This is a genomic window from Calidifontibacillus erzurumensis, from assembly GCF_013303125.1.
Taxonomy (GTDB): Bacteria; Bacillota; Bacilli; order Bacillales; family Bacillaceae_J; genus Calidifontibacillus; species Calidifontibacillus erzurumensis.
This window is the reverse complement of sequence record NZ_JABTTE010000003.1, coordinates 188,719-214,664: the sequence shown is the minus strand read 5'-3', so window position 1 is coordinate 214,664 and position 25,946 is coordinate 188,719. Positions and strand designations below refer to the sequence as shown.

Annotated in this window: 25 protein-coding genes, 1 pseudogene and 1 riboswitch; of the genes and pseudogenes, 20 read left to right on the top strand and 6 right to left on the bottom strand. The window is 34.3% G+C overall.

Going from position 1 to position 25,946, the window contains the following annotated elements; all coding sequences use genetic code 11:
- Window positions 1–81 precede the first annotated feature (81 nt).
- From HR057_RS04375 to HR057_RS04350, 7 genes and pseudogenes are all read left to right on the top strand, one after another.
- Window positions 82–534 carry an Hsp20/alpha crystallin family protein gene (locus tag HR057_RS04375; protein ID WP_173730201.1) on the top strand — a complete coding sequence of 151 codons (453 nt, stop codon included), beginning with the start codon at window positions 82–84 and terminating at the stop codon, window positions 532–534.
- A 15-nt stretch (window positions 535–549) separates the two neighbouring features.
- Window positions 550–954: a hypothetical protein gene (locus tag HR057_RS04370; RefSeq protein ID WP_173730200.1), complete on the top strand. Its 405-nt coding sequence runs from the start codon at window positions 550–552 to the stop codon at window positions 952–954.
- A gap of 10 nt (window positions 955–964) precedes the next feature.
- Window positions 965–1,243, top strand: coding sequence for a hypothetical protein (locus HR057_RS04365; protein ID WP_173730199.1), 279 nt, complete (start codon window positions 965–967; stop codon window positions 1,241–1,243).
- Between the two features lie 253 nt (window positions 1,244–1,496).
- Window positions 1,497–1,914, top strand: a pseudogene (locus HR057_RS17350) (DNA topoisomerase III); the annotation flags it as partial.
- Window positions 1,915–2,151: 237 nt separating this feature from the next.
- Window positions 2,152–3,204 carry a DUF3231 family protein gene (locus HR057_RS04360; protein ID WP_173730198.1) on the top strand — a complete coding sequence of 351 codons (1,053 nt, stop codon included), beginning with the start codon at window positions 2,152–2,154 and terminating at the stop codon, window positions 3,202–3,204.
- Between the two features lie 207 nt (window positions 3,205–3,411).
- Window positions 3,412–4,047 (top strand): GTP cyclohydrolase I FolE, encoded by a 636-nt coding sequence (gene folE / locus HR057_RS04355; protein ID WP_173730197.1) that lies wholly within the window; start codon window positions 3,412–3,414, stop codon window positions 4,045–4,047.
- Between the two features lie 64 nt (window positions 4,048–4,111).
- Window positions 4,112–4,894: an SDR family oxidoreductase gene (locus HR057_RS04350; RefSeq protein WP_173730196.1), complete on the top strand. Its 783-nt coding sequence runs from the start codon at window positions 4,112–4,114 to the stop codon at window positions 4,892–4,894.
- 15 nt (window positions 4,895–4,909) lie between these two features.
- Here the strand turns inward: HR057_RS04350 and HR057_RS04345 are convergent, their stop codons facing one another.
- On the bottom strand, window positions 4,910–5,335 hold the full coding sequence (locus tag HR057_RS04345) for a VOC family protein (protein WP_173730195.1): 426 nt from the start codon (window positions 5,333–5,335) through the stop codon (window positions 4,910–4,912).
- Window positions 5,336–5,428: 93 nt separating this feature from the next.
- Between HR057_RS04345 and HR057_RS04340 the strand changes: the two genes are divergently transcribed.
- The 6 genes from HR057_RS04340 (at window position 5,429) to HR057_RS04315 (ending at window position 14,561) form a co-directional block, all read left to right on the top strand.
- Window positions 5,429–6,349, top strand: a complete 921-nt coding sequence (locus HR057_RS04340; protein ID WP_173730194.1) for an aldo/keto reductase — start codon at window positions 5,429–5,431, stop codon at window positions 6,347–6,349.
- 70 nt (window positions 6,350–6,419) lie between these two features.
- The gene (locus HR057_RS04335) at window positions 6,420–8,537 is read left to right on the top strand and encodes a heavy metal translocating P-type ATPase (RefSeq protein ID WP_173730193.1); all 2,118 of its coding nucleotides are present in this window, start codon (window positions 6,420–6,422) and stop codon (window positions 8,535–8,537) included.
- 567 nt (window positions 8,538–9,104) lie between these two features.
- A complete protein-coding gene (locus HR057_RS04330; RefSeq protein ID WP_173730192.1) occupies window positions 9,105–10,505 on the top strand; it encodes an amino acid permease in 1,401 nt (466 codons plus the stop codon).
- Window positions 10,506–10,846: 341 nt separating this feature from the next.
- Window positions 10,847–11,728, top strand: coding sequence for a putative RNA methyltransferase (locus tag HR057_RS04325; RefSeq protein ID WP_230474351.1), 882 nt, complete (start codon window positions 10,847–10,849; stop codon window positions 11,726–11,728).
- 67 nt (window positions 11,729–11,795) lie between these two features.
- Window positions 11,796–13,031 carry an MFS transporter gene (locus tag HR057_RS04320; protein ID WP_173730190.1) on the top strand — a complete coding sequence of 412 codons (1,236 nt, stop codon included), beginning with the start codon at window positions 11,796–11,798 and terminating at the stop codon, window positions 13,029–13,031.
- A gap of 633 nt (window positions 13,032–13,664) precedes the next feature.
- Window positions 13,665–14,561: a metal-dependent hydrolase gene (locus HR057_RS04315; RefSeq protein ID WP_173730189.1), complete on the top strand. Its 897-nt coding sequence runs from the start codon at window positions 13,665–13,667 to the stop codon at window positions 14,559–14,561.
- Window positions 14,562–14,679: 118 nt separating this feature from the next.
- Here HR057_RS04315 and HR057_RS04310 read toward each other — a convergent pair whose 3' ends face one another.
- The 4 genes from HR057_RS04310 to HR057_RS04295 form a co-directional block, all read right to left on the bottom strand.
- Complete coding sequence (locus tag HR057_RS04310) at window positions 14,680–15,849, bottom strand: toxic anion resistance protein (RefSeq protein WP_173730188.1); 1,170 nt, start codon at window positions 15,847–15,849, stop codon at window positions 14,680–14,682.
- Entirely contained in the window at window positions 15,846–16,619 is a 774-nt protein-coding gene (locus HR057_RS04305) for a 5-bromo-4-chloroindolyl phosphate hydrolysis family protein (RefSeq protein WP_173730187.1), read from the bottom strand. Before HR057_RS04305 ends, HR057_RS04310 begins: the two co-directional genes overlap by 4 nt.
- Window positions 16,620–17,054: 435 nt before the next feature.
- Window positions 17,055–17,864, bottom strand: coding sequence for a squalene/phytoene synthase family protein (locus HR057_RS04300; protein ID WP_173730186.1), 810 nt, complete (start codon window positions 17,862–17,864; stop codon window positions 17,055–17,057).
- A gap of 299 nt (window positions 17,865–18,163) precedes the next feature.
- On the bottom strand, window positions 18,164–18,337 hold the full coding sequence (locus HR057_RS04295; protein WP_173730185.1) for a Fur-regulated basic protein FbpA: 174 nt from the start codon (window positions 18,335–18,337) through the stop codon (window positions 18,164–18,166).
- A 558-nt stretch (window positions 18,338–18,895) separates the two neighbouring features.
- Here HR057_RS04295 and HR057_RS04290 point away from each other — a divergent pair.
- Both HR057_RS04290 and HR057_RS04285 read left to right on the top strand, forming a co-directional pair.
- Window positions 18,896–19,192, top strand: coding sequence for a rhodanese-like domain-containing protein (locus HR057_RS04290; RefSeq protein ID WP_173730184.1), 297 nt, complete (start codon window positions 18,896–18,898; stop codon window positions 19,190–19,192).
- Window positions 19,193–19,343: 151 nt separating this feature from the next.
- Window positions 19,344–19,574: a glutaredoxin family protein gene (locus HR057_RS04285; RefSeq protein WP_173730183.1), complete on the top strand. Its 231-nt coding sequence runs from the start codon at window positions 19,344–19,346 to the stop codon at window positions 19,572–19,574.
- 423 nt (window positions 19,575–19,997) lie between these two features.
- Here HR057_RS04285 and HR057_RS04280 read toward each other — a convergent pair whose 3' ends face one another.
- A complete protein-coding gene (locus HR057_RS04280) occupies window positions 19,998–20,384 on the bottom strand; it encodes an OsmC family protein (RefSeq protein ID WP_173730237.1) in 387 nt (128 codons plus the stop codon).
- A gap of 307 nt (window positions 20,385–20,691) precedes the next feature.
- Here HR057_RS04280 and HR057_RS04275 point away from each other — a divergent pair, with 307 nt between their 5' ends.
- The 5 genes from HR057_RS04275 (at window position 20,692) to HR057_RS04255 (ending at window position 25,488) form a co-directional block, all read left to right on the top strand.
- Complete coding sequence (locus tag HR057_RS04275) at window positions 20,692–20,853, top strand: hypothetical protein (protein WP_173730182.1); 162 nt, start codon at window positions 20,692–20,694, stop codon at window positions 20,851–20,853.
- A 194-nt stretch (window positions 20,854–21,047) separates the two neighbouring features.
- Window positions 21,048–21,470 carry a DUF1284 domain-containing protein gene (locus HR057_RS04270; RefSeq protein ID WP_173730236.1) on the top strand — a complete coding sequence of 141 codons (423 nt, stop codon included), beginning with the start codon at window positions 21,048–21,050 and terminating at the stop codon, window positions 21,468–21,470.
- 112 nt (window positions 21,471–21,582) lie between these two features.
- Window positions 21,583–21,699, top strand: a riboswitch (TPP riboswitch).
- A gap of 176 nt (window positions 21,700–21,875) precedes the next feature.
- Window positions 21,876–23,657 (top strand): phosphomethylpyrimidine synthase ThiC, encoded by a 1,782-nt coding sequence (thiC, locus tag HR057_RS04265; RefSeq protein WP_173730181.1) that lies wholly within the window; start codon window positions 21,876–21,878, stop codon window positions 23,655–23,657.
- A 290-nt stretch (window positions 23,658–23,947) separates the two neighbouring features.
- Window positions 23,948–24,808, top strand: a complete 861-nt coding sequence (locus HR057_RS04260; protein WP_173730180.1) for a carbon-nitrogen hydrolase family protein — start codon at window positions 23,948–23,950, stop codon at window positions 24,806–24,808.
- 17 nt (window positions 24,809–24,825) lie between these two features.
- Window positions 24,826–25,488 (top strand): GNAT family N-acetyltransferase, encoded by a 663-nt coding sequence (locus tag HR057_RS04255; protein WP_173730179.1) that lies wholly within the window; start codon window positions 24,826–24,828, stop codon window positions 25,486–25,488.
- Window positions 25,489–25,946: the final 458 nt, after the last annotated feature.

Sequence of the window (25,946 nt, the reverse complement as noted above, 5' to 3'; positions counted from 1 at the left end):
TTAAATAGAAGAGCTGTTTTAAGTTTTTTTGTTTTGAATATATTTATAAGGATAAAGGAATTGGGCAAGGAGGGGGTTGGATTGAAAAATGCAAAAAAGTTTCAATCATTTTTAGATGCTGGTTCGTTTCTTGGTGAAGATTTCTGGGAGTTGTTAACGGATGTCCTACCTTTTCTAGGCCCGAGAATAGATGTTGTTCGAAATAATAATGAAGTATTTATCGTTGCTGAAATTCCTGGCATTGAATCTGAAAAAGACCTTAAACTTAATTGGCAAGGGCAATATTTGATAATTAAGGGTGAATACAATCGTCCTTATTTGCATGATAAATATGAAATAATAAAAGAAGAGCGATTTAGCGGACCTTTTAAACGTAAAATTAAAATCCCTGATAATTGTATTCCGGAAAAAATGAAAGCAATATATAAGAATGGGCTTTTACAAATTGTCATTCCTGTAGGCGGAGATGATCAAGCCCCGATAAAAAATGAGATCCCTGTATATTTTGTAGATGATGATCTCAATCAAAATTAAAGGAATGAGCATGAAATGGATGACCAAGAAATTCAAGCTATAATAAAAAGATTAAATGAGATTGAAAAAAAATTAACTGAGATTCGACAAAACATTGAATTTCACATTCATATTGAAAAATTGGATATTCATGATCCACAATTAAAGGAGCTTTCTTTTAGCCTTGATAAATTAGATATAAAGGAACTGAGCGGAGCGCTTAATCTTGGGAATAACTTTAATCCTAAAGTGGAACAAACTCCAAAAATTAAAGGGAATGAAAAGAAAGCTCAAAAAACTCATCAAAACAGAAAACAAAATGATGAAAGGGTCCAAAATGAACGGAAAGTACAGGATAAAAAAGTTAAAACAAATGAATTCAAACAAGCAGTTCCTGATATTATTATTAAGGTTAATGGATCCATACGTGATTACAGGTAGGAGGAGGTTTATGAGCTATTTATCACCCAAATTTTTAATAGGATCGATTAGTATTGGTACAATCGAAGGGGCATCTTGCATCAATTTCGGAAACAATTTTCCTACGAATTTTACTAGTCATAAAAAACAAAACCAAGGTTTTGGTTCAATTACAGGCGATCATAATGATTTGAAACACATCTTTTCTAGATTAGATGACCGGGATGTCATCGATATGTATAATCAGCCTAGAAGCGGCCATCTGCCTGATGAGTTGGAAGATATGGCAGCGATCGCACATGAATCTTAAGAAAAATATTTTGTTCACTCGAAACGATTAACTTTAAAAAACTAGTGCAGACCATACATTGGTTTGTACTTTTTTATTTTTTAGTGAAAAAAGAATGGTACATAGTACTAATTTTTGATAGCCCGTATAAAAACTCCCATATACTAAGGTGTGGTAAATCGGCCAAAATCATCTAATTAGCAATGAAGTACAGTAAACCATACCTTATAGGCTGTTGAAAGAAAGCCATTAAAACAAAAAGTGGGTTAAATAATTATTAGAATTAGTACCAAAAAATTAAAATCACCGGTGCTTACAGCAGAGTGGGAACAAAAACTCGAATTGATTGCTAAAGGAAATATGCCTAAACATATATTTATCAATGATATAAAAAATTATACAAAAGTCGTTGTCGCTGAAATAAAAAAAGTACACAATTATTTAAGCATGATAAGAGTACTGGTACAAAATGTCCAGAATGCGGCAAGCTGATGCTTGAGGTAAATGGCAAAAAAGGAAAGATGCAAATTTCTCATTACCGTGCATGTGGACATAAGAAAACAATAGCAAAATAACTAACGCAAGATGCCCAAACTGTCATAAAATGATTTGAGCTACGTGGACAAAGGGAAGGTCAAATTTTTGTTTGTTCATTCGGCTTTCGTGGAAAACCTTCAACCTTCCAAGAAAGGTAGAAACAAAGTCAATATTCATTAGATTCGAAGAAAGAAATTACAAATTAACTAAAACAACAGAATAAACAGAACGAGCCATTTATACAGCTTTAGCTGATGCTTTGGCGAAATTTTTGAAATAAAAAACAGTGTTACTCCTTTTGCATAAAGGATGACACTGTTGTTATTTTGGTTTGTATAAAATTTTTATATAAAAAAATACTAAAAAAAACGGATACCGAGGAGAATGTGCATATGGAAAGTATAACACCATTATTAACGAAAGCAGATGAAATGCAAAATAAGACGAATTTGAACTCTGCTGAATTAGGAAAGCTTTGGGCTTCCTACGTTGGCAATACGCTGTCTAAAGGTGTTCTAAGTTATTTTTCACAACACGTAACTGATGAAACGATTAAGACAATCGTTCAGAAAGCATTAAAAACAAGCGACGATTTTATTAATGAAATTAGAAATATTTTTGAAAAAGAAGAAATCCCTATTCCTATTGGCATTACAGATGGTGACGTAAATAAAAACGCTCCACGATTATTTAAAGACGAATTTTACTTACATTATTTAAAATATGCCGCAAAAGCTGGACTTAGTATTTATTCTACAGCTATTCCATTAATGTTAAGAAAAGATGTTAGGGATTTTATAAATTATTGTACTGAAACAACGGTGGATTTATTAACAACACTTAACGAAGCATTATTACAAAAGGGAGTTTTGAAAAAACCTCCTTTAATACCATATCCAGAAAAGATTGATTTTGTAAATAAACATTACTATTTTAGTGGTTTTATTGGAAAAATCAGGCCACTTCATGCTTTAGAAATTGCATATCTTCATGATGCGGTTGAAAATAATGTAACGAGCAAAGCTTTATTAACTGGATTTAGTCAAGTTGCTCAAAATAAACAAGTGAAAGATCTTTTTATACGCGGCAAGGACTTAACGATGATGCATATAGAAAATTGCATGAAAAAACTCCATAATAACGATTTGCCTTCTCATTCATTACTTGATGATTTAGTGGAACCTTCAACGATCCCACCATTTTCAGATAAATTAATGTTAATGCATAAGATTGACATGTTTACAATGAAGATTCGTACGTATGCAAATGCCATGTCTCTTAACGGCAGACGCGATATCGGCGGAATGTATGTCAAATTTCTGATGGATATAACATTATACCTTGAAGACGCATCCAACATCATGATCAATGAAGGGTGGATGGAACAACCGCCGCAAGCAGTAAGCAGAGAAGAGTTGTACGCAAAAAGTAAAAAGAATAAATAACTTAAGCAACGGATGAGTCATCTCCAAATGATAAACATATCTTTGGGGATGACTCTTTTTATTTGTATTAATTATTACATAATAATTCAAATTAATTGACTTTAAAGAAACAAATACGCTATTTTTTATACGATAGTATTTTATTTACTAAAAATGAATGCAACGAAAAAGCTTTCGAATGGAAGCGTTAGAGGAGAGTATAAACGAATGTCTATCACAGAAAAAAAATTAATTTCTCAAAAAATACTTGAACTTTTCGGAGATGATGTAAATTTTGAAAAAAAACTCGTTTTGTCACAAAATGTACTCGATGGATTTCGAGATTTAATTGAATTATGTGGAGACGATCCTACTCGTGATGGTCTACACGAAACACCTTTTCGAGTTTTAAAAGCTTTTCTTGAATATACTGTAGGCTATCGTGAGAATCCAAAAGAACATTTAGAAAAAGTATTTGATGTTAACCATCAGGAATTAGTTCTAGTTCGGGATATTGAGTTTTATTCAATGTGCGAGCACCATTTTGCTCCTTTTTTCGGTGTAGCTCATGTCGGATATATTCCTCAAGAAAAGATCACCGGTCTATCAAAAATCGGCCGAATGGTTGAAGGATATGCAAGACGGTTTCAAGTTCAAGAACGGTTGACAAATCAAATTGCTGATGCCATTGAAGAAGTTCTAAAGCCACAGGGAACAATGGTTGTCGTTGAAGCAAAACATATGTGCATGTGCGGTAGAGGAATTAAAAAAGCTAACTCGTCTACAACGACTACAGCTGTCAGAGGTGTATTTGCCCATCAAGCGGATGCCCGTATTGAATTTTTGTCATTGTTAAATCGATAGGAGTTGCTTGCATTTCGATCGAATGATTATATATGGAAATTACTGAATAGGGCAGGTGAATTTGTTGAGGCATGCAGTCATAACGGCAGGATCAAAAGGGCTAGGAAAAAAAGTTACAGAACAAATGCTTGAAATGGGTTGTTCAGTCACGGTTAATTATCGTAGCGATCATGAGAGAGTGTCGCAATTAATGAAAGAATGGGCCACATATGAAAATCGATTGCAATTTGTACAAGGCGATGTGACAAAAAAAGAAGATATTGTCAAAATTGTAGATCATGCGATGCAGCGATTTGGCCGTATTGATTACTTAATTAATAATGCCGGCCCTTATATTTTTGAACGAAAAAAACTTGTTGATTATGATGATCATGAGTGGTATGAAATTATTAACGGAAACCTAAATGCTGTTTATCACTTTTTAAAACTAACTATTCCAATTATGCGAAAACAACGGTTTGGTAGAATCATTACCTATGGTTTTCAAGATGCAGAACATACACCTGGTTGGAAATATCGATCTGCATTTAGCGCTGCAAAAGCAGGGTTGGCTTCTTTGACGAAAACAATTGCTTTGGAAGAGGCTGAATATGGGATTACTGCAAATATGGTATGTCCTGGAGATATTATAGGAGAAATGAAAGAAGCGGATATTAAAACAGCTAGAAAGAAAAAAGATGAATATACACCGGTAGGTCGGTCTGGAACCGGCGAAGACATAGGGAGAATCGTCCGTTTTTTATGTGAAGAAGATTCTGACTTTATCACCGGTAGTATCATAACAGCAACAGGCGGTATTCAAGTAGTCAATCGTAGTATAGAAAAACGGTCTTCATATGAAAAATGAAGACCGGAATCCCAACTAAGAACCGGCATGTTCACTTTCGTGGCTTACTTGCCATTCGATTCCAAAGCGATCAGTGAGTTTGCCATAAGCTTTGCTCCAGAAGGTTTCTTGCAAATCCATTTCTACGTTGCCGCCTTCTTTTAATTGATTGAAGATCGATTTTATCCTATCCATATCTTTGCTTACAATCGTTAACTCAATGTTGTTTCCTTTTACATAAGGTTTGCCTGGAAATGTATCTGAGAACATCACTCGGCTTCCTTCAATCATCAATTCAGCATGCATTACTAAATTTTTCGCTTCTTCTGGAAGAGGAAATTCCGGATTTGATGGAGCTTCACCGTAGGTCATAATTCTTGGTTCTGAACCAAAGACTTGTCCATAAAATTCAACCGCATCGCGGCAATCTCCATTAAAAATTAAGTAAACATTTAATGGCAAAATAATCACTCCTCAATATTTTTTTAAACAATTAACAACCCTATTTTAACCAAAAAAACTATTTTAAACAAATTCTAAGGGGCAGGTTTAAATATGAAGAAAAAACGGTTAGGAACGTCAGATTTATTCATTAGTGAAATGGGTCTTGGGTGCATGTCGCTTGGTACCGATGTTGCTAAAGGAATCCGTATTATTCATGAAGCCATACAGTTGGGAATCAATTTTTTTGATACAGCTGATCTTTATGATTACGGTTTGAATGAAGAAATTGTTGGTAAAGCCATCAAAGGTTGTCGGGACCAAGTTATTATTGCTACGAAAGTCGGAAATCGCTGGAAGGAAGATCGTACAGGATGGTTTTGGGATCCATCGCCGGATTACATAAAAAAAGAGGTAAAAGAGAGTTTACGACGCTTAGAAACCGACTACATCGATTTATACCAATTACACGGAGGTACGATCGATGATCCAATTGATGATATCATAGATGCTTTTGAGAATTTGAAAAAAGAAGGACTCATTCGTTATTATGGAATTTCATCCATTCGCCCGAATGTTATTTATGAATATGTAAAAAAATCAAATATAGTTAGTGTCATGATGCAGTATAGCTTGCTTGACCGTCGGCCAGAAGAACTTTTTTCACTACTTTCTGAAAACAATATTAGCGTCATCGCTAGAGGGCCATTGGCGAAAGGGTTATTAACTGAAAAAATGAAGGAAAAAGCTTCAATACATGTCAAACAAAATGGGTATCTAGATTATTCATATGAAGAGATTATTTCCCTTCATGAAAAAATGAAATCGATCACAGTATCGCAACAAAAGATTAATAGTCTCGCTTTGCGATATCCATTGTATAATGAGAGGGTTGCAACGATTATTCCAGGTGCAAGCAATATTGAGCAATTACGTGAAAATGTCGAAGCACTCAATATTCCAATCACCAATGAACAATACGAAAAGCTACAATCTATCACAAAACCTAGTAAATATAGGGAGCATCGTATTTAGAAATGAAACGGATGTTTCAATATAAATATCATGAGCCATTATGACTCCTATTAGAAGGGAGTGAAAGCTGATGTCTAATATAAAGGTGAAAACATACCGTGTGCAAGGTTTTACCTGTGCCAATTGTGCAAAGACTTTTGAAAATAATGTAAAAAACTTAGATGGTGTTATTGATGCCCAAGTAAATTTTGGAGCTTCCAAAATTACAGTATTTGGAGATGCAACAATTGAGCAACTTGAAAAAGCAGGTGCTTTTGAAAATTTAAAAATTCGTGATGAAAAAGAAAAAACGATAGAACGAACACCATTTTTTAAACAAAAAGAAATTATTAAAGTTTACATTTCTGCAATTTTAGTTTTTTTGAGTTGGATGGCCAGTCATTTTTATGGGAATGAAAATTTTATCTATGTTTTCGGTTACTTAGCGGCGATTGGTATCGGAGGATATAAGTTATTCATAAAAGGATTGAAAAATTTAGTTCGTTTTAATTTTGATATGAGCACATTGATGACGATTGCTATTATAGGTGCAGTTTTAATTGGCGAGTGGGGTGAAGGAGCGACAGTCGTCGTTTTATTTGCCATTAGTGAAGCGCTCGAACGATATTCAATGGACAAAGCGAGGGCTTCGATCGAATCATTAATCGATCTTGCACCTAAAACCGCTCTCATTCGACGAGGTAACAGCGAAATGATTGCCGAAGTTGACAAAATAGAAATCGGAGACATAATGATAGTCAAACCTGGACAAAAACTGGCGTTGGATGGAGTAGTTGTTAAAGGGGAATCTACCATCAACCAAGCACCGATTACAGGTGAAAGTGTTCCCGTTTTCAAAACAGTTGGTGATGAAGTTTTTGCCGGTACATTAAATGAGGAAGGCTTGCTTGAGGTGCAAGTTTCTAAAAGAGTTGAAGATACAACATTAGCTAAAATTATTCATTTAGTAGAGGAGGCGCAAGCTGAAAAGGCTCCAACACAGCGGTTTGTCGATAAGTTTGCGAAATATTATACCCCAATTATCATCGCTTTGGCGATATTCATTGCAGTCGTTCCGCCGCTAGCTTTAGGAGGAGGTTGGACTGAATGGATTTACCAAGGACTTGGAGTCCTCGTCGTCGGTTGTCCTTGTGCACTAGTTATTTCAACCCCTGTTGCCGTCGTGACAGCGATTGGTAATGCGGCCCGCAACGGTGTATTGATTAAAGGTGGAATTTATTTAGAAGAAGTGGGTTCTTTAAAGGCAATTGCTTTTGATAAAACCGGTACATTGACAAAAGGCTCTCCGGTTGTGACAGACGTTCTTTCATTAGGAAGAGATGAACGTGAACTGTTGTCCATTGCAGCTGCTATAGAAAAAAATTCACAACATCCGTTCGCCTCTAGCATTGTCCGGAAAGCTGAGGAGCTTCATTTGGAATTTAGGGACATCCCTATTGAAAACATTCAATCTATAACAGGGAAAGGAATTAGAGCACTTGTAAACAACGAAATATATGTTGTTGGCAGCCCTGTCTTATTTGCTGAGCTTTTAAGAACCGGTATCCCTGCATCGATCAATAACCAGATTATTCATTTCCAAAGTGTAGGAAAAACTGTGATACTTTTAGGAAATGAGCATTGTATTCACTTAATAATTGCCGCAGAAGATGAAGTTCGCCATTCAGCACAGGCAGCAATCAGCAAGTTGCATGAACTTGGCATTGAAAAAACAATAATGTTAACAGGTGACAATGAACATACAGCAAAGATCATTGGCAAGCAGGTTGGATTGACAGATATTCAATCAAGATTATTACCAGAACAAAAATTAACTTTTATAAAAACACTTCGAAAAAAATATGGAAAAGTTGCCATGGTCGGCGATGGTGTCAATGATGCCCCTGCACTAAAAGCGGCTTCGGTCGGAGTGGCAATGGGCACCGCAGGTACAGATACGGCACTTGAGACTGCGGATATTGCCTTAATGTCAGATGATTTAAGAAAATTGCCTTATACGATTAAACTAAGTAGGAAAGCATTATCAATCATAAAACAAAATATTGTGTTTTCACTTGGGATAAAAGCATTGGCATTATTATTTGTTATCCCACAATGGTTGACTCTTTGGATAGCCATTTTTGCGGATATGGGTGCAACCTTGCTTGTCACTTTGAATAGCATGAGGATATTAAGAATGGAAGATTAGCTTCTATTGCCTATACTTGATCTATTAATTGAAACTTTATTAGTGATTTGGTTTTATAGATATAAATGATAGATTCAAATACCGAGCAAATATAACTTTTTAGTTCCATACGATATTAAAAGAATGAAAAGCGGGCTTTATGTCCGCTATTTTTATTGCGTACTTATTACAGCATTAAAAGAAATGCAAATTCCTTTTTTATAAATAAATTAAAGAGTTTGTAGTGACAAACTATTTGTATCCCACTCTTTTCTTGTAAGTTATGCATTACTCTTTCAGTGGAAGATCATACTACAACCAATGGTCCTAGGGTTTAAACATTTTCAAGTATTAAAAGGGAATCTTAAATAGATTTGAATAAAGTTGTTTCTGATAAAAATATGTTGGTAAAGAAGTAATAGAATTTTGGTAAACTAATTATGATATTTCGCTTTTTCTAATATTCTCTTAAACAACAAAAGAATTATTATTAACAGAATAAAATGAATTTTTTTACGTATGGAAAATATCGAATTTCTTGGTTATTCTAAGATAATAAAGTTATTTTCTTAAAAGGTGGAAAGATGTGTGGGGAAAAGGAATGAAGCTGAAAAACTGGAAAGAAGTTTAGATAATAGGCATATTCAGTTAATTGCACTTGGTGGTGCGATTGGGGTTGGACTTTTTTACGGCTCTAGTTCTACGATTCAAATGGCTGGACCAGCTGTTCTCCTTTCTTATTTAATCGGGGGATTTGTAATTTTTACAATTATGCGCGCCTTAGGTGAAATGGCGGTTGAAGAACCTGTATCCGGTTCATTCAGTGCTTATGCGAATCGTTATTTAGGTCCATTTGCTGGATATTTAACCGGATGGACGTATTGGTTTATGTGGGTAGTTGTAGGAATGGCAGAACTAACGGTTGCAGGGGTTTATGTTAACTATTGGTTCCCTCATATTCCTCAATGGGTAACTGCTCTTGTTTCATTAATTGTTATCACATTGATTAATATTTTTAATGTAAAAGCATTTGGTGAATTTGAATTTTGGTTTGCGATGATAAAAGTTGTAGCAATTATTGCAATGATAATTTTTGGGCTTATCATTATTCTATTTGGAATCGGAAATGACGGAGATCCAATCGGTTTTACGAACCTGTGGCTCAATGGGGGATTTGTACCAAACGGAATGATTGGGATTTTATTATCGTTTGTTTTGGTGATGTTTTCGTTTGGCGGAGTGGAGCTTGTCGGCATAACTGCAGGAGAGGCTAGAAACCCGAAAAAATCAATCCCAGCTGCAGTAAACAGCATTGTTTGGAGAATATTAATTTTTTATATTGCAGCTTTAGGAGTAATGATGAGTTTATACCCTTGGAATGAAATTGGAACAGAAGGCAGCCCGTTTGTATTAATTTTTGATAAAATTGGCATTCCTGGAGCTGCCCATATTATAAATTTTGTTGTTTTAACTGCTGCATTATCTGCATTTAACAGCGGTTTATACAGTTCCGGCCGGATGCTTTTTAATTTAGCATTACAAAGTAACGGACCTAAGTATTTCGCAAAATTGAATAGGTATCGGACTCCTCGGAGAGGTATTGTGTTCTCATCATCATTTTTGTTAGTTGCTGTATTTTTAAATTATATTGTCCCAGAAAAAGTATTTTTGTATATATCTTCGATAGCAACGGTTGCAGTAATTACAAGCTGGACGATCATTTTAATTACTCAGCTTAAGTTTAGAAAAGCAAAAACAAGTGATGAAATAAGCCGTCTTTCCTTCAAAATGCCGTTTTATCCGATATCCTCATACTTTGCCCTTGCTTTTTTGGCACTTGTTATCGTTTTGATGGCTTTTATTGAAGAAATGCGAGTCGCATTATTAGTGGCTCCAATTTGGTTTATCATTCTTTATATAGGTTACCAACTAAATAAGACCAAAGAAAAAAATAGACTTGAAGAAGAACAAGTAGGATCATTGAAATAAATGGAGGCGGGTTCCAACAGAGGAGTCCGCTTTATGTTTCTAAAATTTATATGAAGAAAATTAGAAATTCTTAATTAAAAATGGTAAAATATTCAACATAACTATTTAAGAATACTAACTGAAAAATGTAGAAAGAATGCAACATGTATAAAGACTATGAAGATGATAAAAAATTACAAATTAATGGCAGTCTTTGGATTGCCTTTCTTTATTTATTAAGCTATTAATAACGGGAATTTCTATTCATGATAGAAAAATAATATTTCTAAATATACAAAATAGGATTGAATACAGACAGGAAGACTGTTAGTTATTTTCGCACGTAAGGGGGATGCTTAATGATGAAAAAAATAAAAAGTGCTATGCGAGTGAAAGAAATCGAATTTGCTTTTCGTTGCCCCATATGCCATCACCCATTAATCGTAGATGATCTCCGGATGATGGTATGCGCAAAGAGGCATACGTTTGACTTTTCTAAACAAGGGTATGTTAATTTATTAACACGTCAAATAAATAGCCAGTATACAAAAGAATTGTTTGAAGCAAGGCGAAAAATTATTTGTGAAACAGAATTATACGGTAAAATGCATCAATTGATAGCATCTATTATTGAAGAGCATTTTGATAACACATTGAAGGCAAATGACCGACAATCCCAAATGTTTCTTGTAGATATTGGCTGTGGAGAAGGGTCGCATTTACATAAAATTGTTGAAAATTGTAAGTTGAAAGCGTCTGGTATTGGCCTTGATATTGCCAAAGAGGCGATTTTGATGGCGGCTAAGCGCCATGATGAGTTAATTTGGCTTGTGGGTGATTTGGCTAACACTCCATTTGCAGATCAAACGTTTCATGTGATATTAAATATTTTATCTCCTTCGAATTATGATGAATTTAAGCGAATAGTTGCTGAAAAAGGAATTGTAATTAAAGTTGTTCCACGAACTGAATATTTAAAAGAATTACGTCAAACCCTTTTTAAAGGTCAAGAAAAAAGCATCTATCAAAATGACAAGACCATTTCCCTTTTTAAAGATCATTTCCGCACGGTAGAAGTCAGCAATATTAGATATTGTAAAAAATTAAAAAAAGAAGAATTGAAAAATTTGGTGGAAATGACCCCCCTTGCTTGGACTGCAGATCAACAGAGAATTGAATCGTTTGTAAATCAGGAAATGTCTGAAATAACGATCGATCTGGATCTTTTAGTAGGAGTTGTGTAAATCACGAAATTTTGTCTTTCAACACAATATAAATTTAATAAATGAAACAGGAGTCGATGCAATAAGAATGAATTTAGTAAATGAACAAGTTTATAAACAATGGATAAAAAATATCGTCATTTTTTTAACTAGTCAAACAGTTTCTCTTTTTGGCTCCTCGCTAGTCCAATATGCGATTTTTTGGTATGTTACTCTTAATACAAAATCAGGGTTATTAATGACCATTTTCATTCTTTGTGGATTCGTTCCTACATTTTTGCTTTCACCGTTTGCAGGCGTTTGGGCAGACCGCTTTAATCGAAAAATGTTGATCATTTTAGCAGATGCGCTAGTTGCATTGGCAACACTCGTCCTTGCCGTATTATTTTTAACAGGATATAAGGAATTATGGCTTCTTTTTGCTATGGCAAGTATAAGGGCTATTGGAACAGGGATTCAAACTCCGGCAATTGGGGCAATTTTGCCGCAAATTGTTCCTGAAGAAAAATTAACGAAAGTCAATGGCATTAATGGCAGTATCCAAGCGTTGGTGATGCTTGTTGCCCCAATGGCAAGTGCGGCATTGTTAACGATGGCTTCACTAGAAATGATTTTCTTTATTGATATCATCACAGCAGCTGTCGCCATACTGTTTATGTTGACTTCGTTTAAGATTCCCGTTCACCGGAAGGCTCGTGAACAGCAAATGGTTAACTATTTTACGGATTTAAAGCAAGGGATTGCTTATATTAAGCAGCATCCTTTTTTATTAAAATTCTTTTTATTTCTTACGATCTATTTCATTTTTGTTGCACCCGCTGCATTTTTGACACCTCTACAAGTTGCCCGCAGCTTTGGTGATGAAGTTTGGCGCTTGACAGCGATTGAAATTGCTTTTTCCTCCGGGATGATGATTGGCGGGGTTGTAATAGCCGCTTGGGGCGGTTTTAGAAATCGTATTCATACCATGACATTAGCCAGCCTATTATTTGGTGTTTGTACGTTTTCACTCGGAATTACACCAAATTTTTGGATATATTTGTTTTTTATGATGGTAACGGGTGTTGCGATGCCGTTTTTTAACACCCCTTCAACTGTTTTACTGCAAGAGAAAATAGAGGAGGATTTTCAAGGCCGTATCTTTGGCATTTATGGAATGATTTCAACTTCAATGATGCCGATCGGCATGCTCATATTCGGACCGATTGCTGACTATATAAAAATCGAATGGCTATTAATTGGAACTGGTTTGTGCATGTTCATTCAGAGCTTTTTCTTAATTGGGAGTAAAGTATTGGTTGAAGCTGGAAAACCTGCAAATTAATAAAATTGGAGAAAGTAGTCATACTATTCAAGAAAGATCGATCCTATGAAAAAATTATACGAATAGAATTTGAAATCAATAATATCAGTTATGGCAAAAGGGATGCTTTTCTCTTAAAAAGTATTTTATTATTGCTCCCTTTTGTCCTATATATTTTTATGTAAAAAGATGTTGTACAACTCTATTCGGATTTTCTTATTTTTCGGAAGAAGGATGCTTTACATTTCTTAAAGCTGTAGGGAAAGTATTGGTCTAAAATATTAAAATTAACGTTATTTAAAATCTATTATTGATTTTCAGCCATTCAAAAAATTTTTAAATCTTCCGATCGACCTATCATTTTTTCAATATTCTATAGAAATTTAATGACAATAATTTCCTATTTAAAAGAAAAGTTGTTACAGAATTTTGCAAACATAATGTATTGATCTCAACCTTGATAAATTTTACCCGTAAAAAATAAGAAACTAATCCATGTAATATTGGTTTCAACTTCCTTCACTGATTTAATCTGAAATTATTAATGAGATGGTGAAAACATCTTCCTGATTCAGACCCTTTGTAGTAAATAAATTTTAATTTTCTAGACTACAATTTACAATAGGGAGTAAAGGATATCTTGGGGGAGAGGAAATGGACAGCATTACACATACTCTTTTTGGTCTTACACTATATGGCGCTTTAAAAACGGAAAAGGAAACAAAAAGGTATAACCGAGCTTTGCTCGTTACAGCTATCGGTGCCAGCCAAATTCCGGATATTGATGTTGTATCGCAATTTTGGGATACCCAAGGTTTATATCAAATGTGGCATCGCGGAATCACCCATTCCATATTCATAACACCTATTTGGGCTTTTGTTTTTTGGGGACTCGCTTGGCTCCTCTTTCGAATAAAAGATATCCGTTTGTTTTTTATCGCTTGGCTTGCAGTTTTTATTCATGTTACTAGCGATTTATTTAATGCTTGGGGAACCGGCTATTTAGAACCATTTTCGAAAATTAGAATTACGTTTGGAACCATCCCTATCATTGATTTTGTGTTTTGGATTATTATGTTAGGAGCTTTTATCATTGCAAAAAGATCATCTATCCCATCGCAAAAAGTTTTTCGAACAGCTTGGCTTTTGGTGGCGGTCCACATTGCGGCACAATCGTTGTGTGGTTACATTATTTATGAGCAACATGAAGAAAATTATGAGAAAATAGCTCTATCAGCAAACTTTATTCCTTATCACTTCACTGTAATTGGAAAAAAAGATGATATTGTAGAAATTGTTGAAGATAATCTGTTCCAATCAGAAAAATTACTTTATACATTACAATCGAGTGAAAATGCAGACTTAGACCTTTTATTTCGAGAGCGCCCAGAAGCAAAAACATTATATGAATGGGCACCTTTTGTCGTAATTGTTGATAATGATAAACATTTAGGATTATATGATCCAAGGTTTTACCGGAATGGGCAATCATTTTTGTTTGAATATATTGAAAAAAAGGGTCAACTAGATGAGATGCATGTGAAGAACTAAAAGCAATAAAATAGATTGGTTTAGATATATGAAAAAGATTAATGAAATTTGTCGGATATATAGATAAGGTGAGGCAGTTCAGATGCGACTGAACTGCCTCTCTTCATCATTTTAACGGCTATGGTTTCATGCTTAATAGCATTTGTTTCATTTGATCTTCCATTTTAATGAGTTCCTGTTCTGCCTGTTGGCGTTTTAAACGTCCTTCGTGTTGAATGCGGATTGTTTCTTTCAAGGTTGTTAATAAGTTTTCTTGCGTTTTTTTCAATGTTTCGATATCTACTAGACCGCGCTCGTTTTCACGTGCAGTTTCAATGCTGTTTGTTTTTAGCATTTCTGCATTTTTTAGTAATAGTTCATTTGTCGTTTTGCTAACTTGTTTTTGTGCTTCTACAGCTCTTCTTTGTCTATAAAGAGTTAAAGCAATTGTAATTTGGTTCTTCCATAACGGAATCGCTGTTAGTATCGACGATTGAATTTTTTCAACTAGCGCTTGATTCATATTTTGAATCATGCGTATTTGCGGTGCACTTTGGATTGTAATTTGTCTGCTTAGTTTTAAATCATGGAGCCGTTTTTCTAACCGGTCTGCAAATTGGATTAAATCATTTAAATCTTGGTAAACCATTTGGTCATCTGTTGTTTCGGCCTTCTGCTTTAGGGCAGGAATGTCTTTTGTGCGTAGCTCGTCCAACTTAAGTTCTCCGGCAGCAATAAAAATATTGAGAGCTTCAAAATACTCTTTATTTTTCTTAAATAACTCTTCTAACATCTGATTATCGCTGAGCAAAATATTTTTTTGATGCTCGAGTTTAACTCCAATTTTATCAATTTGTGCACCAATTTTTTGGTATTTTGACATGATTTCATTGATCGAACTTGAAACTTTGTTAAAAATCCGCTTAAAAAAGTTTTGTTTTTCTTGGCTCAATTCTTCAGGATTTACTTGTTCAAGTTTTACCATAAGTTCTTTTAATATATCACCAATTGGACCAGTGTCTTTCCTCTGTACATGTTCAAGCATTGAATGGGAGAAATCAGAAAGCTTCGTTTGGGCTGCGGTGCCAAATTGGATGATCGTCTGAGGATCTTGAATGTTAATTTGTTTGGCAATGTCGACCGCTTTTTGGCGATGATTCTCAGGTAAAGCATCAATCATCCGTTTTGGCTTTTGATCATTTTGAATTAATATAGGTTCATTTTCAACATTACCGAATGGGTTAGCTAATAAATCTGACAAGATATCATTAGTTTCTGATGTAGTTTGTGTTTTTATTTCCTCACTCATGATTTGTGACTCCTTTCATCTCGTATTAATTCTTCATCTCGATTCGTTCTTGTTGTGAAATTGATTTTTATTGATGGATTTTCATTTGTCAAAAGTTTCTGTTCTTCACTTTTTTCAAATTGAAAGCTTTGTTGTCCCATGTCCATAAATGTTTGATGACGCTCATGAGCTTGTTTGGCAACATCAAGTTCCAGTTGCAGTGTTTCGATATCATTTGCCAATACTCGCAGTAAATCATCATTCAATAAATTCAACAAATTTTCCATTGTTTCTTCGGTCTCAGTTAAGGACAAACGTACATCGACATTTTTTACATTTTGTCTTGATAAAAATACATAACGTTCCGATATTTCTACAACGGAATCCAAGTGGTAGAAAAAGAACCGTTCTGCTTGATAAAACCTTTTTGGTTCATTTTTAACAATTTGATAAATCTGTTTAACAATACGCTGCAAGCTGCCAATTAATTTAGCTGCACGAAATGACCGAATACCTAACATAGCTTTGTTTAAACGTTTTATTTTTTCTTTTGCTTCTTTCAGATTACGCTCAATGGATTGATATTCCTTTCTTGTTAAATGGTTATCCTTTAACAATTTTTGCTTGCTTCGAAGCTTTAAGAAATAATAAGAAGTTGCACCAGAAATTAATGCTATTAACGAGGACACCCCTATTGACATAGAAAGCCCAAAATGGGCAATCGGCAATGTTACTACAAAAACAATGGAAGAGATCATCATGCGGTAAATAAATGATAGTATTGTTTTCATACAAATCTTCTCCTACAGAAAAATCGTCCACTTTCTACTATTATACGACAATTTTCTTGGACAGGTTTCATTGTAAAAGCTATTTTTTTAAAATCATTAAGGGCATTTACCAAAAAAAGAAAGGTATAGAGATGTTTGAAAAATGAAGTTGGGAGGGTAAATTATTTTAGTTGTAACCGTTAAAATGAATAACACTTAATAAATTAAGATTAAATTAGCAAAGAAAATTGAGATCGGCTGAAACATGTGTACCAATTTGAAACTGCATATTCTTCATTATAACTTCTAAAAAGTAATCATTTATCTTACTACAAAATAGCTTGTATCGAAGTTTCTCGGGCAGTAAAAAAATGTGTTTGAACTTTTAGGTAAGGGTTGGGTCTATAAAAAATTGGCTGTCCTTTTTGAATATTGGACAGCCGTAAGGAGTTTTTATTATTTAATAATAGTATTAACAATATTAATGACTTCATCGCGTTTCAATTTTTCTTGATTATTTTCAATCACTTGAAGTGTTCCATAAGCAAGGGCTAATGGGATCGAGCAAAATTCATAAATATGCTTTGGTTTAATAGAGGCAATATATTTGTCTGCTTGAGCCAGTTGTTTTTTAGCATAAGCAATCATATTTTCCTGTGTCCAATCTTTCGGATAAAAAGAAACACCTCTCTCTTGATCTTCACTTTTATTGCGAATGATATTGACAGCTTGCAAACCGCGACCAAAAGAAATCGCAAGCTGTCGATCTGTTTCAATTTGATCATGCCATTGCCAAAGGACAGACAAAAGTTCACCAACTAGACCAGCCACAACATAAGTATAATCATCTAAGTCTTCTTCTGTTTCAATTTGCCAATTCCGTTCTGTCCATTTTGCCATACCTTTAGCCATTTTTGAAATAAAAAAACGTACATCCGCAGAAATATCATCAGGAATAAGTTTTAGCCAATCATCTATACGGAGCGTTACCTCTGGCAAGTACTTGGTAAATGGTGCAAATAGTGGGAAAAGTGAATCTTTTTCATTTAGCACTTGCTTTGCGACAGATTGTAGCAAGAAAATTTTTTGATCATTTGGTAATGATAAATGATCTTCAATTTCATCAATACTGCGCATACAAAGATAAGAGGCCATCACGACGTGGTTTAATTTTCCTTCCAACCTTGAAATTGGAATAGCAAATGTGCGGCTCGTTTCGATGAGCATTGCTTGTGCTTCTTGTAACAAAACATTGGTCTCTTTCATCTCATTTCCTCATTTCTTTTATGATTCTACTTTATTGGAAAGGAAGTAGAACTTTACATAAAAAATCTTTTATAAATCTATCATAAAAGAAATTTGTTAAATGTACCACTAATACATATACGAATTTTTACAAAACTTGCCTTTAAATTAATAAAAATAAAATGAAAAGGATGTCCCAAGTCAAAAATAGACGAATGGGACATCCATATATTTAAAGGGAAGGACAAAACTAGATACATCGTATGTTTTAAGAAATATTAAATATCTTTGGGGAAATATGGGTATTAAATGAGTCAGTATTATTGTGAAATAGGGCAAAATGGAAATTGATTGTTTGTAATTAAACAAAGTTCCTTTTTTAGTTCCTTTTCACTTGCTTCATATAATTGACGACCATCTGGCATTTTATATAAACCATGATTTATGAGAATTTCGATAAAGTAATCTTTTCTTTCATTAATATTACAAAACATAACCCTCACCCCTGGATTGAAAGCGTTTACATTACTTATTATAAAGAACTTAAAATATTTTGTCAATATGATAAATACCTCAAGAAATATCTATTGTGTGAAGAGCAGTTTTTTTAAATCGTTTTTCTTTCGATTGATTAGTTTTTATTGTGGAGAAATTGTATTTAGACTACAGGCAATGGAGTTGACCAATATTATTAAGTATAATTTTATTTAATTCATAATCTGCATGAGAAAAAGGAATGAGGATTTAATGGAAAGAAGGTAGAGCGTGTAAAAAGAATAGATAGTGAATAAGAAAAAGGAAATAGAAAAGAACGAAACTACTTTAGAAAAAATTGATAAAAAGTATGAGTTTTTTAAACACAGAAAGATTTTTGGTCCATTTGTAATTTTCTAAAATTATTGGCTTGGCAAAATCCTTCGAAATATATAAGATGAGTATTGTTAGTTGCTTGCATTATATTGGTTCGAAGAGTTGAGTTAAGCCTAGACCTTTCCCTTAAATATAAAGTTGTAAAGAATAAGTAGATACTGGAACAGGAGGACTCATACGTTATGAAAATAATAACTGCAAAAGAGGTAGAAGCACTTCTTCAAGAAGGAAAAACATTACATATCATTGATGTGAGAGAAAATGAGGAAGTTGCAAATGGAAAAATTCCTGGAGCTATCCATATTCCATTAGGTTTTTTAGATGTAAGAATGAATGAATTAGATAAAAATTTAGAATACATCATTGTCTGTCATTCTGGAGGGAGAAGCGGGATGGCAGCAAATTTTCTAACATCATATGGTTTTAAAGCAGTAAACATGATTGATGGCATGGTTGCTTGGGAAGGTCCAATCGAGTAATTTTTGTTATTTAAACCCATACACGAATTTTATTAATAATGAATGAAAATCGGAAAATGGTCAGTATGGGAAGAGATGAATGAATTGACTTTTCTTTTTTTATCAAATAAAATACCTATAAGGGTATAAAATATCTTTGGGAGGAATTTTTATGAACTCAATTACTATCTACACGACAACTCGTTGTCCATATTGTGTAATGTTAAAAAATTTCTTAACGAATCAAAATATACCTTTTAAAGAAGTAAATGTCGAAAAAAATCCAGAAATAATGCAAAAACTAGTTCAAACAACCGGGCAAATGGGAGTGCCGCAATCGGAAGTAAATGGGAAATGGATAGTTGGCTATGATCCGACAGCTATTATGCATGCTTTAAATTAAATGAAAAATGAAGAAGCATTATTTTAATAATGACTGAAATGTGGTATTGTTGATTTATGAGATAAAAGTTTAGGTGGTTAATATATGAAAAACAACAGTCCAAAATATTGCAGTACAGGAAATTGAGGTATTAAGCTGGAAAAACCCCAGAATAAATATTCTCCTCCAGTCTGACCTGGGGTTTTGTTATGGCTTCTGGTAGGAGCCATTTTACTGCTTCAAAAAATTTTTTCATAAAATGTCATTAGTGTCGCATTAAATAATTTGTCATACTTTATAAATCCGAATTTTCTGTACCTATATTTTTCCATAAAAAAATTCTTTATAATGATTTTTCAGAACAAAATATTTTTAAAGGCATAGTTAAAACAAGGAAGGAAAAATATAAAAATGACAGTACATCGACTATCAATTGATGAGAATTTATTCAAGGATTTTGATCGAAAATGAGGTCTCAATCGAATTATTGACTGATTGAATCATACCGCAATTTTTTACAACTAACCGACTGATTTTTTCTGCTTGTTCAACAGAAATTGATTGATTCGTCCTGATATAGGCTATAATTGCCACTTTTTTAATCTGATTAGCTTTTTCTTCATTATTATCAACAACGGCTTCCAATTCAATTTTTTTGAAAGGAAGTCTTTTTTTATTTAGGATTTTGTTTAATAATATTCCACTGCAACCTACTAATGAAGAGACAAAGAGCTCGTATGGGCAAAATCCTTCTCGTTTATCACCTGAAATGGCAAGATCTCCATGATCTAATTTTCCAATCATATGATGACCTTCAAAAGTGAATTTCATTTTCTTCACTGTCTAATCCACCTACACTTTTCTATAGGAGCCGCTGAAATGAAATAGAAATTTCGAAAATTTTTTAAAAAAATAGCAGAAAACTATGTTACTGTATATATGAGATTTACTAAAAACTACCAGGTTTAAATGAATTGATCCGCAATAGAAGACAATAACGTTTAATTATTATAACATTTTATTGCCAATGTTTTCACACAGTGCACATGAGATGCATTGTCTTTGTTGTGTGTTTTGGTTGAAAGAATTTTAACAATGGTTATTGGTGTAAAATGGAAAAACATTGGAGGAAAAGAGATTGAAAAATTGGTACTATACTTTCTATTTCTTAATCATTGGAATCATTTCATTTGTAACCCATGAAATAGTAACTTTTCTTATGTTAGGTTTTGTGTTAATTACATTGCACAATATTCATTCCACATTAAAAGAAATATTACACTTGATGAAAGGAAAATGAGGATTGATTAAAATGAAGAAATGGGCATAAGAATAAAAAATATCGCTAAATTACTTAATGAAGTGTTATTTTTCAAAAATGAGGTTCTTTTGCTTGTATTTAAAAAGTTTTTATTTTGAAAGAAAGGTTGGAGATGATTGAACAAACGAATACTTCGGGGGCATCATCTTCTATGTGTGCACGGCTTCAAAGGAATGGGTTATAGCCCTGCTTTTGTAGAAAAGATGGAGGAAATTGTTGCAGAAATAAGAGATCCGTTTTACGATTTTTCTATTCAGGTTATAGAAGGGTTGGATGAAGCTTGCTCCTATTGTCCCAATAAAGGAGATGGATTTTGCAACTCCCCAAAGTCAGACGCTTTTGTAATGAACTTAGACAAAAAAGTAATAAATCATCTAGGAATAAAAAGCGGAAAAGTGTATAAGAAAAGCGAACTGGTGTCCCTTGTTGCGAAACTTGTTAAACCCGAAGATCTTGATTATTTATGTGAAGGATGTTCTTGGCTTTCTTATGGCGCTTGCAAGGCTGGAATTAAAGGATTGGGTAGTATGTTTAAGAATGGAAAATGGGTAGGGGAAAGGCAGAGGAAATTGAGGAGCGAGGCTGAACCGTTATAAGATCAATTGAAATGATGTATTGAATGAATTTTTTTTTTAAATCAAACAATGAATTTATTAAAATATTCTTTTCAATTAATGGAAAGTTATGTATAATTGAGACAAATCGAATAGTAATAACTAGGGGCGTCCAATGAGCTTGGGCTGAGAGAGAATCCGCGATGAAGATTCTTGACCCTTTGGACCTGATCTGGATCATACCAGCGTAGGGAAGTTAACCTCTTCTTTTGATATGGCTATCTTACATATCTAGCCGGGTCCATCCGTTTTTGGATCCGGCTTTTTGTTTGTGGAATCATAGGAATTGTAAGAAGTCTTATACGTTATACTGCTTCATACTCCAATCCTTTCCTCGCAATTTTGGTCTAGATCTCGTCCTATAATGAAAAAAGGAGAGATTTAGAAATGTCAACATCTTCATTTAATGTCAATAACATTGCTTTGATGACAAATTTTCCAGGAAGTAAAAAAGTGTATGTACAAGGTTCAAGGCCAGATATTAGAGTGCCAATGAGAGAAATTCAATTAAGTCCAACTACAAGCACTTTTGGAAAAGAAGAAAATCAACCGATTAGGGTTTACGATACTAGTGGACCTTATACAGATCCTGCCTATACAGTCGATCTTACAAAAGGGCTTCCTCCACTTCGCAGAACTTGGATTCAAGAGAGGGGCGATGTTGAAGAGTATGAAGGCCGCCAAGTGAAACCGGAGGATAACGGATATCGAAAAGATGATCCACGGGCAAACGAAGCGATATTTCCGGGACTCAAACGGAAGCCATTACGGGCAAAGTCTGGAAAAAATGTTACTCAGCTTCATTATGCTAGAAAAGGAATTATCACACCTGAGATGGAATTTATTGCGATCAGGGAAAATGTCAAACCAGAATTTGTCCGAGATGAAGTTGCTAGAGGTCGGGCGATCATTCCTGCAAATATTAACCATCCAGAACTTGAACCGATGATAATCGGTAGGAACTTCCATGTCAAAGTAAATGCAAATATTGGAAACTCAGCAGTTACCTCATCAATTGAAGAAGAAGTAGAAAAAATGACATGGGCAACGCGTTGGGGTGCTGATACAATTATGGATCTTTCTACGGGTAAAAACATTCATACAACGCGTGAATGGATTATCCGTAATTCTGCTGTGCCAGTTGGAACCGTTCCAATTTATCAAGCTCTTGAAAAAGTAAATGGTGTTGCCGAAAATCTCACTTGGGAAATTTTTCGTGACACGTTGATTGAGCAAGCAGAACAAGGGGTAGATTATTTTACGATTCATGCTGGAGTTTTGCTTCGTTATATTCCATTAACAGCAAAACGAGTTACTGGAATTGTTTCTAGGGGCGGTTCTATTATGGCCCAATGGTGTTTATACCATCATAAAGAAAATTTCTTATATACATATTTTGAAGAAATTTGCGAAATATTAAAAACGTATGATGTTTCTATTTCATTAGGTGATGGACTACGCCCAGGTTCAATTGCAGACGCCAATGATGAAGCACAGTTTGCAGAATTGGAAACACTCGGCGAACTGACAAAGATTGCATGGAAACATGATGTCCAAGTGATGGTAGAAGGACCGGGGCATGTTCCAATGCATCTCATAAAAGAAAATATGGATAAACAACTTGAAATTTGTAATGAAGCACCTTTCTATACTTTAGGTCCATTGACGACAGATATTGCACCTGGTTATGACCATATTACATCAGCAATAGGTGCTGCCATGATCGGTTGGTTTGGCACGGCTATGCTTTGTTATGTTACACCAAAAGAACATTTAGGTTTGCCGAATAAAGAAGATGTTCGAACAGGGGTCATTACATACAAAATTGCTGCCCATGCTGCAGACTTAGCAAAAGGCCATCCGGGTGCGCAAATTCGTGATAATGCGCTATCGAAAGCTCGCTTTGAATTCCGTTGGCAAGACCAATTCAATTTATCTTTAGACCCAGAACGGGCTATGGAATATCATGATGAAACATTGCCTTCGGAAGGGGCGAAAACTGCTCATTTTTGCTCGATGTGCGGCCCAAAATTTTGCAGCATGAGAATTTCTCATGATATTCGCCAATATGCTGCTGAAAACAATATGGATACTCAGGAAGCTATAGAAAAAGGAATGAAAGAAAAAGCTGAACAATTTAAACAGGCTGGAAGTAATCTTTATTTATAATGAATTGCAAACTTATTGACCGGGTCCAATCTTAAATTGGATTCCGGTTTTTTTATGCAGTTAATTACGTTCATTCCAATAAACCGTTACCTTTGCCATGCTTGCTATTGATCATATACAAAAATATAATGGTACATATAGTCATTAGGGAAATAGTTCCTTGCTTGAATTAATAAATGAACAATTTAAATCTTGGAAGAATGATAGTGAAATAGAAAGTATATTAAAAAGTGTGGAATATCTTTTAACCTTTAGTAGTTACTATTTTTTAAGAAATGGGGGCAAGTGGAATGCGGGTTTCTGCTGTTCAATATCATCTGCATACGATTAAATCCTTTGAAGATTTTGCAAATCAATGTGAACATTATATAAAAACTGCTCAAGAATTTAGTTCTGAATTTGTGCTGTTTCCTGAATTTTTTACAACCCAGCTTCTTTCTATTGGTAATGAGCAGGGAAAAGCTTTGTCAATTGAGGAGTTGTCAAATTTTACAGAAGTGTATATTAACTTGTTTAAAAAATTTGCACAAGATACCGGTATGCATATTATCGGAGGTACCCATGTTATAAAAAGAAACGGTCGTCTATATAATATTGCCCATCTTTTTTATCCCGATGGACGGATTCGTGAACAGGCAAAACTTCATATCACACCTACTGAAGTTAAAGAATGGAAAATGGCTGCAGGAGATTCTTTGGAAGTTTTTGAGACTGAAAAAGGAAAAATTGCAATCCTAACTTGTTATGATATCGAATTTCCTGAAATTGTTCGAATTGCTAAAGCAAAAGGAGCAGATGTCATTTTCTGTCCGTCTTGTACAGATGACCGTCATGGGTTCCATCGTGTTCGCTATACATGTCATGCTCGAGCGATCGAAAACCAAGTATATGTTGTAGTAACAGGAACAGTAGGCTCCTTGCCAACTGTAGACTTCATGCGTGCAAACTTTGGGCAAGCTGCTGTTATTACGCCAAATGACATTCCGTTTCCACCAAAAGGATTAATGGCTGAAGGAGAAATCAATCAAGATATGGTCATAACAGCTGATCTTGATCTAAATTTGCTTTACAAAGTACGTCAAAAAGGAGCAGTAACGACTTGGCGTGACCGTCGTGTAGACTTATATGTTGATTGGGAAAAATTGATATAAGAAAGGGTGTGGCGTTCGTGTATCGGAGTAATTTCTTTATCTTAAAGGATGAGAAATTTTATCCTGTCACCATCCGTAACTATAACGAACAAGATTTTGCTGAATTAATCAAAATTCAGGAAGAATGTTTTCCACCCCCATTTCCATCGGAATTATGGTGGAACGAGGAGCAACTTAAAAATCATGTGACTTTATTTCCTGAAGGGGCTTTATGCATTGAAGTTGACGGGAAATTAGCAGGATCTATGACGACTTTAATAGTCGATTTTGATCCAAACAATCCGAAACACACATGGGAAGAAATAACAGATAATGGGTATATTAGAAATCACAATCCAAAAGGCAATACTCTTTATGTTGTCGATATTGCTGTAAGACCATCTTTTCGGAAATATGGTCTTGGAAAACTGTTAATGCAAGCGATGTATCATACTGTAATAAAGTTAAATTTAGAGAGGTTACTCGGTGGTGGTCGGATGCCTGGATACTACAAAATAGCACACCAGTTAACCCCGGAAGAATATATTCAAGCTGTTACAAAAGGAACAATCAAAGACCCAGTGATTTCGTTTTTAATGCGCTGCGGACGAACGCCACTAACCATTGTTGAAAATTATTTGGAAGATAAAGAGTCACTTAATTACGGTGTGTTAATGGAGTGGAAGAACCCATTTAAATAAAAGGAAGAAAAAAGAGCATGAAGAGAGGGGCGTTATAAAAATACGCCCCTGTTTTGCAATTTAGTAATTATCTGTTTCTCCGATTCACTTTACATATTTTTTAAATATAACGAAAGCTTTTGGAATTCCTTTTATGTGTTTATTATGATTAATTATTTATACATAAAAAATGTATGATTTACAAATACATCCCCATCTACATTCTCATCAAATTCCTCTTTATCCGTTTCATTTTTTTATCAAAACTTATTAATAAAAATTTTCCATGATTTTTCTTTAGCCTCTATTGGTAAAACGATAGACTTCTTTTTTGCTAAGCAATGGTTATTAGGAATTTTATTTTTTACTTCCTTCTATGTCCATATCTCAAATTTCCTATGATTTTAACGTAACCAAAATATTAAATTGCTTTCAATAATCTTTGTTAATCGTGTAAGGGAACTTGTCCTGAACCACAA